Genomic DNA, 7,764 nt, shown 5'->3' on the forward strand with positions numbered 1-7,764 from the left:
CCGGTGCTACCCGCGGGGCGGCCGCCGACGTAACGTGTGCTGGCGACAAGTCCACACTGCGCGTAACCACGCGGGACCTGATGAGGAGATCGATCGATGGGAAAGCAGATTGCCACCGTGGCTGGAGGTCGGCAGTCCGCCCTTCTCGGGCTCGGCGTGTACCGGCCCGAACGGGTCGTCACCAACGACGAGATCTGTGAACTGATCGACTCGAACGACGAGTGGATCCAGTCGCGCTCGGGCATCCGCAACCGGCGGTTCGCGGCGGAGGACGAGAACGTCGTCACGATGTCCATCGAGGCGGGGCGCAAGGCGATCGAGGCGAGTGGGATCGACCCCGAGCAGATCGGGGTCGTCATCGTCGCCACGTCGACGTACCTGCTGCTGACACCGCCCGCTGCCGCGCTGGTGGCCGACGCCCTCGGAACCAACGGCCCCGGAGCGTTCGACCTCGGCGGTGGATGTGCGGGCTTCTGCACCGCGCTGACGGTGGCGTCCGATCTGGTTCGCGGCGGATCCGTCGACTACGCCCTCGTGGTGGGTGTCGAGAAGATGAGCATCACCACCGACCCGACCGACCGCTCGACGCGCTTCATCTTCGGCGACGGTGCCGGGGCCGTGGTCGTCGGCAAGAGCGACGTCGCAGGCATCGGGCCGGTGGAGTGGGGTTCGGACGGCTCCCAGGCCGACGCCATCGTGCAGGACCTGGATTGGTACGAATACATCACGACGCCGGGTGCCACGCGTCCGTACATCAAGATGGCAGGCACCGCCGTGTTCCGCTGGGCCGCCTTCGAGATGGGCAAGGTCGCGCTGCGGGCGGTCGAGAAGGCCGGCATGTCGGTCGACGACCTCGACGCGTTCGTCCCGCACCAGGCCAACTCGCGGATCACCGAGGTGATCGCGCGCAGCATGAAACTTCCCGAGGGCGTGCCCGTGTCCGACGACATCGCCGAGAGCGGCAACACGTCGGCGGCATCGGTGCCGCTCGCCATGGAGGAGATGCTGCAGTCCGGCGCCACCAAGCCCGGCGACACCGCCCTGCTGCTCGCGTTCGGTGCCGGGCTGTCCTACGCGGCCCAGGTCGTGACGATGCCGGCGCTCGCGAAGAACTGACCCGGTCCCGTCGGGGGCAGGAAAGCAGGGATCGATGGGTGTCACCCGGCAGTCGGTCGCCGTCGCCGTGCTGATGTCCTCCGCCGTGGCCCTCGCGGGCTGCGGCGGCGGGAGCACCGGCGGCGGCGGCACCTCGACGGTGTCCGGCTCTGCGGTGGAACTGAACTCGGGCGGTGACTGCGCGGGCCGCGACGTGATCGTCGACCGGGACGGTGCCGGGGTCGTCCTCGAGGGCGAATGCGGCACCGTCACCATCGAGGCCAACGGCGTCTCGGCGACCGTCGCCACGTCCAACGCGATCGTCGTCCGCGGTCAGGACACCAACGTCGTCGGCGGGCAGACCGGAACACTCACCATCTCGGGGCGCAGCAACAGTTCCACCATCGACGTCGTCGAATCGATCGAACTTCAGGGCAACGCCGTGACCGTGCTCGGCAAGCAGGCGGAGCGGATCTCGGTCACCGGAAGCGGGAACTCCCTGAACGTCGACGACTCCGGTGCGATGACGGTGAGTGGCAACGACAACTTCGTGCGCGCGGTGTCCCTCGACTCCCTCGAACTGACCGGTTCCAACAACTCCGTCGACTGGGATTCCGGTGCGACGGCGCCTGCGGTCGACACCGGCTCCGAGAACCGGCTCACCCCACCCGGGACGTGATCACCGCGCGCCGCAGCCGGTGAGCACCGCGGCCATCGCATCGCGTTCGGGCGGCGTCACCCAGAGCCGGTACGCCACTTTCACTTCCACCTGCCGCGCCACATAGGTGCAGCGGTACGCCGCCAGCGGGGGCAGCCACGTCGACGCGTCGGCATCGCTCTTGCGCTGATTGGTGGGTCCGTCCACCGCCTGCAGATTGCGGGGATCGTTCGCGAGGTCGGCCCGCGTCTGCGCGTCGAGGAGCTGAGCGCCCTTCTGCCACGCGTCCGACAGCGCCACCACGTGATCGATCTGCACGGCGTCCGACGTCTTCGTGCCGCGGGTGAACGCAATGATGTTGCCCGTGTAGAGATCCCGCAACGTGCCCGACTGCACCACGCACTCGCGGGTGCGGTCCCGCGACGTGATGTCGACGAGGTCGCGGCGCAGGATGTCGTTGCGGGTGTCGCAGCCGTTGCGTCCGAGCGCGACCGACACGTTGTCGGTCCAACTGGGGCCGAACAGCTCCCGGTCGTATCCCGTCTTCGGTGCCCTGCCCTTCACCTCGAGGGTGGACAGCTGGGTGAATGCCGTCTGTATCTGTTGTGCGTCAGTGGCTTCCGACGGTGCGGCCGGTCCGGTTCCGGAGGCGACGGTGCCGTCGGGGTCCGGGGAGAGCATCGTGACGAGCACGACGACGAGCAGGCCGGCGAGGATCCAGGGCCACTTGGTTCTGAGGGTCGTGATGATGGAGCCGGTGTTCGGTACCGCAGAGCGGGGCATGAATCTCTCCTGAAATCAACGCTGTTCGTCATTTCTATCAGGAGTGGCCCGGCAATCCGGTGAACGACCCGGGTTTACGTCGCGGCGCCCAGCAGCAGTGGAATCAGTAACTCGTCGTCGGTGAGCGCGCCGTGCTGCCCGGGGAGGGCGGACAGCCGCGACTCCGCCTTGCGCCGGACCACCGCGACCCCGCCCTGCGCGATGGCGACGACGTCTCCGATGCGGCCCTGCACCTCGGATCGCACGGCGGGACCGAACAGTCCCGCGGTGACGGCCTCGTCTCTGGTTCCGATCCACATGCGGTGTCCCAGTTCGCTCCTCCACCGGGCGGCGACGTCGTGCGCGGCTCCGGTACGCGCGTGGACGTGCCTGCACCGCGGTTCGCCTGCGAGCGCCATCACGCCGTCGGAGAGCGCGGGTGTGTCGTCGAAGTCGATCTTGTCGGCGTCGTCGACGGTGACCATGCCGTGGTCGGCGGTGACGTGGAGGGCGGCGCCCGGTTGCGCGATCGCGAGTTCGGCGGCGAGTCTCTCGACGAGCCGGTCGACGAGGTCGAGTTGGTGCAGCCACGGTGCGGATCCCGGACCGTAGATGTGCCCGAGGGTGTCGATTTCGCTGAGATAGCAGTAGGTGAGCGTCCGTTCGCCGGATCGCGCCGCGGTGACGACGTGCGCGATCAGGTCACCGTACGCATGTATTCCCGCGAACGTGCCGCCGCGGAGGACGGCGCGGGTGAGCCCGGACCCGTCGAACTTCGCGGGAACCACGGTCGTGCACGCGATACCGGCCGCCGCGGCACGCTCGAACACGGTCGGTGTGGGCTGCAGGACCTCGGGGACCAGCCGGGTGAGTTCGTCGCCCTTGTGGCCTGCGCGCCACGACAACCAGTTGATCGTGCCGCGAACCTCACGAACGTATGACTGGTAGCCGGTGATGCCGTGACCGCCGGACGGCAGTCCCGTGCCGAACGACGCGATGCTGGTGGCGGTCGTCGTGGGGAACCCCGCGCGGATCGGCCGTCCGGTCAGGCTGTCGAGAAACGGGGCGCGCTCGCGATGACGACGCAGCAGGCTCCAGCCGAGGCCGTCGATCAGCATCACCACGGTGTGCTTGCTGTCGGGCAGGTGCAGCCGGTTGGGCTCGCCGGCGACACCCAGCGAAGCGAGGACGGACGGCATGAGGTTGGACAGCGTGGGCTGCGAGTACACGTCGAGCGGGGGCGCCGTAACGGTCATGACTCCCACTATGGTGGATCGGCCGAGGCTGCACTACGGAGTCGGCTCAGTACAGGTCCACCGGCTGGCCGTCGGAGGGGAACGGCAGCGAGGTGTAGTTGAGCGGGGCGACGTAGCCGGGGCTCACCCGCCAGTCGAATCGCTGCAGCAGGTGGTGCATGACCGTCTTGATCTCGGCGCCCGCGAAGTGCATCCCCAGGCATTTGTGCACGCCGCCGCCGAACGGCTCCCACGCGAACCGGTGGACCTTGTCCTCGCGGCGTTCGGGTGCGAACCGCTCGGGGTCGAACCTCTCCGGGTCGGGCCAGTACTCGGACATGTGGTGGGTGAAGTGCACGACCACCGACATGTACGTGCCCTTCGGGATGTAGTGGCCGAGCACCTCGGTGTCCCGGACCGCTCGGCGCGCGACCACCGGGACCGGGGGAACGAGGCGCAGGCATTCCTTCATGACGAGGTCGAGGTCGGTGAGTTCGTCGAGTTCGCCGTAGCTCGGGGTGGACGTGCCCAGCGCCGCGGACTGCCGCCTGCAGCGTTCCTGCCATTCGGGATGCTGGCCGAGGTACTGCATCATCGTCGACAGCGTGATGGTGGACGTGTCGTGCGCCGCCATCAGCAGGAAGATCATGTGGTTGATGACGTCGTCGTCGCTGAACCGTTGTCCGTCTTCGGATTCGATGTGGCACAGCGCGGAGAACAGGTCTTCGCCCGCGCCCGCGCGTCGGGCGGGCAGGTACCGGCGGAAGAACTCCTCGAGTCGGCGGCGCCCGTCGATGCCACGCTTCCATCGCGTCCCGGGCAGCGGGTACCGCACCACCGATGTGGCGGCCTGCACGCAGTCGATGAAGGCCTTGTCGACCTCGGCCATCTCCCGTGGCGTCGACCCTTCGGCGCCGCCCATGAAGATGCTCGTGGCGAGATCGAGCGTCAGCTCCTTCAGCGCCGGGTACACGGTGAAACCCGTGGTGGGCCGCCAGGCGTCGAGCCCCTTCTCGACGGCCGGGTGCAGTGCCTCGGTGTAGCGCGACAGTCGGTCCCGGGTGAAGGCCTGCTGCATGATTCGCCGGTGGACGAGGTGTTCGTCGCCGTCGAGGAGCATCAGCCCCCGGTGGAAGAACGGCCCGATCAGCACGCTCCACCCGTCGCTGTTGACGAAGGCGCGGTCTTTGTTCTGCAGCACCGACTGGCAGCCGTCGGGGCCGAGCACCGTGACCCATCTCTTGCCGGCCATGCTCAGCCACGACACGGGGCCGTAGCGGTCCCAGCGGCTCTGGAGCAATCCCATCGGGTCGCGGAAGTACTCCAGGGAGTGTCCGATCACGGGGAATCCGGCATTCCCCGAGATGGGGCTGAGCGTGCTTTCCTGCGGCGGAGCAGCGAGAACTTTGGGCACGGGCACTCCCTCGTCGGGTATGTGACAGGACGCCATGTCAGATGTCTGTAGTGTGCGTCACACCAGGTGGTCTGTCAACATCGAGTCATGGGTCAGCCGGCGCGGCAGTACCGCGGGAGAAGTTCGGAGGAGCGCGCCGCCGAACGTCGTGCGCGACTTCTCGAAGCGGGACTGCAGGTCTTCGGGACCGTCGGCGGCGACAAGGCGACCATGACCGCCATCTGCGCCGAGGCGAAACTGACGGAACGCTATTTCTACGAGAGCTTCCGCGGCCGGGACGACCTACTGGTGCAGGTGATCGAGGGGATCGCCGCGGAGATCGGCGAGGCCGCGCGGGTCACGCTCCAGACCGTGACGGGCGATCCCGAGGTGCGGGTGCGGGCGGCGATCGCGGCGTTCGTCGACATCCTGACGGCCGACCCGCGGAAAGGCCGGGTGTCGATCATCGAATCGGCAGGCGCCGAACCGCTGCGGACGCGAAGACGTGAACTGCTGCGGGCGTTCGCGCTGCTGGTGGCGGAGCAGGCGCGGGAACTCTACGGCGACCGGGCATGGTCGTCGCCGCAGGACGAAATCACCGCACTGCTGTTCGTGGGTGGGCTCGCAGAACTCATGACGGCGTGGCTGAACGGTGAGATCGAGGTGTCTCCCGAGCAGATCGTCGACGCCGCGACGTACCAGTTCACGTCCACCGCGCACCGCTGAGAGGGTCCCAACCGGAAACGTGACGACCGTCACGTGCGAAGCTGTGGGAATGGTGGATATCGCACGCCCACAGTTGGAGGGCACGGTCGCGGTAGGCGAGGGGCGTCGGCTCGGCTTCGCGGAGTTCGGTTCGGCACAGGGCAGGGCGGTGTTCTGGCTGCACGGCACACCCGGGGCGCGGCGTCAGGTGCCGATGGAGGCCCGGGCGTTCGCCGAGCGCGAGCACGTCCGGCTGATCGGGATCGACCGGCCGGGGGTCGGGTCGTCGACCCCGCACCGCTACGGCGCGGTGATCGACTTCGCCGAGGACCTGCGCACGGTCGCCGACACGCTCGGCATCGACCAGATGGCCGTGATCGGCCTGTCCGGCGGCGGTCCTTACACGCTCGCCGCGGCGTACGCGATGCCCGACCGCGTGGTCGCGACCGGCATCCTCGGGGGTGTCGCGCCGACGAAGGGCCCCGACGCGATCCGCAGCGGGTTGATGGATCTCGCGGTGCTGGCCGCGCCGGTGCTGGCGGCGGGCGGCGTCCCGGTCGGGCTGGCGGCGAGTTCCGTCATCAGGCTGGCACGGCCGTTCGCGTCGCCGATCATCGACCTGTACGGACGGATGTCCCCGGAGGGCGACCGTCGTCTCCTCGCGCGGCCCGAGTTCAAGGCGATGTTCCTCGACGATCTGCTCAACGGCGGCAGCAAGCAACTCAGCGCCCCGTTCGCCGACCTCGTCCTGTTCGCGCGGGACTGGGGATTCCGGGTGAACGCGGTGAAGACCCCGGTCCGGTGGTGGCACGGCGACTGCGACCACATCGTCCCGCTCCGGCACGGGCAGCACATGGTGTCGCTGCTGCCCGACGCCGAGTTCCACACGATGCACGGGGAAAGCCATCTCGGCGGACTGGGCATGTCGGAGGAAATTCTGCGCTCGCTCCTCGACATCTGGGACGCCAAGGAGGCGCAGGCGCCGTTCGGCCCCGTGTGACGGTGGCGCGGCCCGCGCGCCACCGTCGCGGGCCAGAATTGCGCCACCGTCGCAGGGTCAGGACTGCAGGGTGGTGATCTGGAACGTGGCACCGAGAGGATCGGCGACGGAGGCGAGCCGCCCGAACGGGGTGTCCTCCGGTTCGCGCCGGACGCTGCCGCCGAGTTCGATCACCTTCGCGACCGCCGCGTCGGTGTCGCCGACGCCGATGTAGAACTGCCAGAACGAGGGGACGCCGTCGGGCAGGAACGAGTCGGCGTCCATGATGCCTGCCACGGTGCGGTCGCCGAGGTTGGCCTGGGAGTACCGGAATTCGTCTGTGTCGCCGAGGGTCTGATACGTCCAGCCGAACACGTCCGCGTAGAAGGGGAGCGCGGCCGCGTAGTTGCGCGACAGCGTCTCGTGCCAGACCGGCGCGCCGGGTTCGTCGACGAGTCCGAAGCCGGTGTGCTGATCGGCCTGCCACACGCCGATGACGGCGCCGGCGGGATCGCCGAGGATGGCGATCGTGCCCTGGTCGCCCACGGCCATTGCGGGCATCATGACCTGGCCGCCCGCCTCGGCCGCCTTCGCCGCGGTGGCCGCGGCGTCCTCGGACGCGAGGTACGTGGTCCACACGTTGCCGTACGGGTTGCCCTGCTGTTGCGGGCCAAGGCCCGCAATGGGTTTGCCGTTCATGCTGAAGATCGAGTAGCCGCCGTACTGCGGATCCTCGTTGGTGTCGGACCTCCACCCGAACAGTCCGGTGTAGAACGGAATGACCTGTTGCGGGTCGGAACTGGTGAGATCGATCCAGCAGGGAGCGCCGGTGAGGGACGGACGGTCGGGCATCGCGGGCTCCTAGTACTGCAACGGCACATGCTTGACAGATGGACGATACTGATTGCGTGGTCCTCGATCTGGTTGCTGCCGAGTT

Annotated in this window: 8 protein-coding genes; 4 read left to right on the forward strand and 4 right to left on the reverse strand. The window is 68.5% G+C overall.

The window, feature by feature from the left end; translation table 11 throughout:
- The first annotated feature begins 96 nt into the window (after nt 1-96).
- Together MLGJGCBP_RS36300 and MLGJGCBP_RS36305 are read left to right on the forward strand one after the other, a co-directional pair.
- Entirely contained in the window at nt 97-1,116 is a 1,020-nt protein-coding gene (locus MLGJGCBP_RS36300) for a beta-ketoacyl-ACP synthase III (protein WP_087555028.1), read from the forward strand.
- A 34-nt stretch (nt 1,117-1,150) separates the two neighbouring features.
- Entirely contained in the window at nt 1,151-1,774 is a 624-nt protein-coding gene (locus tag MLGJGCBP_RS36305) for a DUF3060 domain-containing protein (RefSeq protein ID WP_087555029.1), read from the forward strand.
- On the opposite strand, the gene MLGJGCBP_RS36310 is transcribed toward MLGJGCBP_RS36305, so the two are convergent.
- The 3 genes from MLGJGCBP_RS36310 to MLGJGCBP_RS36320 all read right to left on the reverse strand — a co-directional run bounded on the left by MLGJGCBP_RS36310 (nt 1,775) and on the right by MLGJGCBP_RS36320 (nt 5,164).
- Nucleotides 1,775-2,536, reverse strand: a complete 762-nt coding sequence (locus tag MLGJGCBP_RS36310) for an HNH endonuclease family protein (protein ID WP_160101968.1) — start codon at nt 2,534-2,536, stop codon at nt 1,775-1,777. It lies immediately after the preceding gene.
- A 74-nt stretch (nt 2,537-2,610) separates the two neighbouring features.
- On the reverse strand, nt 2,611-3,771 hold the full coding sequence (locus tag MLGJGCBP_RS36315; RefSeq protein ID WP_160101970.1) for an alkaline phosphatase family protein: 1,161 nt from the start codon (nt 3,769-3,771) through the stop codon (nt 2,611-2,613).
- Nucleotides 3,772-3,817: 46 nt separating this feature from the next.
- On the reverse strand, nt 3,818-5,164 hold the full coding sequence (locus MLGJGCBP_RS36320; RefSeq protein ID WP_160101972.1) for a cytochrome P450: 1,347 nt from the start codon (nt 5,162-5,164) through the stop codon (nt 3,818-3,820).
- An 87-nt stretch (nt 5,165-5,251) separates the two neighbouring features.
- On the opposite strand from MLGJGCBP_RS36320, the gene MLGJGCBP_RS36325 reads away from it, so the two are divergent.
- Together MLGJGCBP_RS36325 and MLGJGCBP_RS36330 are read left to right on the forward strand one after the other, a co-directional pair.
- Nucleotides 5,252-5,869, forward strand: coding sequence for a TetR/AcrR family transcriptional regulator (locus MLGJGCBP_RS36325; protein WP_160101974.1), 618 nt, complete (start codon nt 5,252-5,254; stop codon nt 5,867-5,869).
- Between the two features lie 49 nt (nt 5,870-5,918).
- Nucleotides 5,919-6,848: an alpha/beta fold hydrolase gene (locus MLGJGCBP_RS36330; protein ID WP_087555034.1), complete on the forward strand. Its 930-nt coding sequence runs from the start codon at nt 5,919-5,921 to the stop codon at nt 6,846-6,848.
- A gap of 57 nt (nt 6,849-6,905) precedes the next feature.
- On the opposite strand, the gene MLGJGCBP_RS36335 is transcribed toward MLGJGCBP_RS36330, so the two are convergent.
- Nucleotides 6,906-7,679, reverse strand: coding sequence for a VOC family protein (locus MLGJGCBP_RS36335; RefSeq protein WP_160101976.1), 774 nt, complete (start codon nt 7,677-7,679; stop codon nt 6,906-6,908).
- Nucleotides 7,680-7,764 lie beyond the last annotated feature (85 nt).

It is taken from the genome of Rhodococcus sp. T7 (assembly GCF_009872365.1).
Taxonomy (GTDB): domain Bacteria; phylum Actinomycetota; class Actinomycetes; order Mycobacteriales; family Mycobacteriaceae; genus Rhodococcus_F.

Bases quoted from the DNA above. Each gene is read 5' to 3' on its own strand.
- MLGJGCBP_RS36325 (WP_160101974.1), top strand. From the start codon at position 5,252: ATGGGTCAGCCGGCGCGGCAGTACCGCGGGAGAAGTTCGGAGGAGCGC.
- MLGJGCBP_RS36305 (WP_087555029.1), top strand. From the start codon at position 1,151: ATGGGTGTCACCCGGCAGTCGGTCGCCGTCGCCGTGCTGATGTCCTCC.
- MLGJGCBP_RS36300 (WP_087555028.1), top strand. From the start codon at position 97: ATGGGAAAGCAGATTGCCACCGTGGCTGGAGGTCGGCAGTCCGCCCTT.
- MLGJGCBP_RS36315 (WP_160101970.1), bottom strand. From the start codon at position 3,771: ATGACCGTTACGGCGCCCCCGCTCGACGTGTACTCGCAGCCCACGCTG.
- MLGJGCBP_RS36335 (WP_160101976.1), bottom strand. From the start codon at position 7,679: ATGCCCGACCGTCCGTCCCTCACCGGCGCTCCCTGCTGGATCGATCTC.
- MLGJGCBP_RS36310 (WP_160101968.1), bottom strand. From the start codon at position 2,536: ATGCCCCGCTCTGCGGTACCGAACACCGGCTCCATCATCACGACCCTC.
- MLGJGCBP_RS36330 (WP_087555034.1), top strand. From the start codon at position 5,919: ATGGTGGATATCGCACGCCCACAGTTGGAGGGCACGGTCGCGGTAGGC.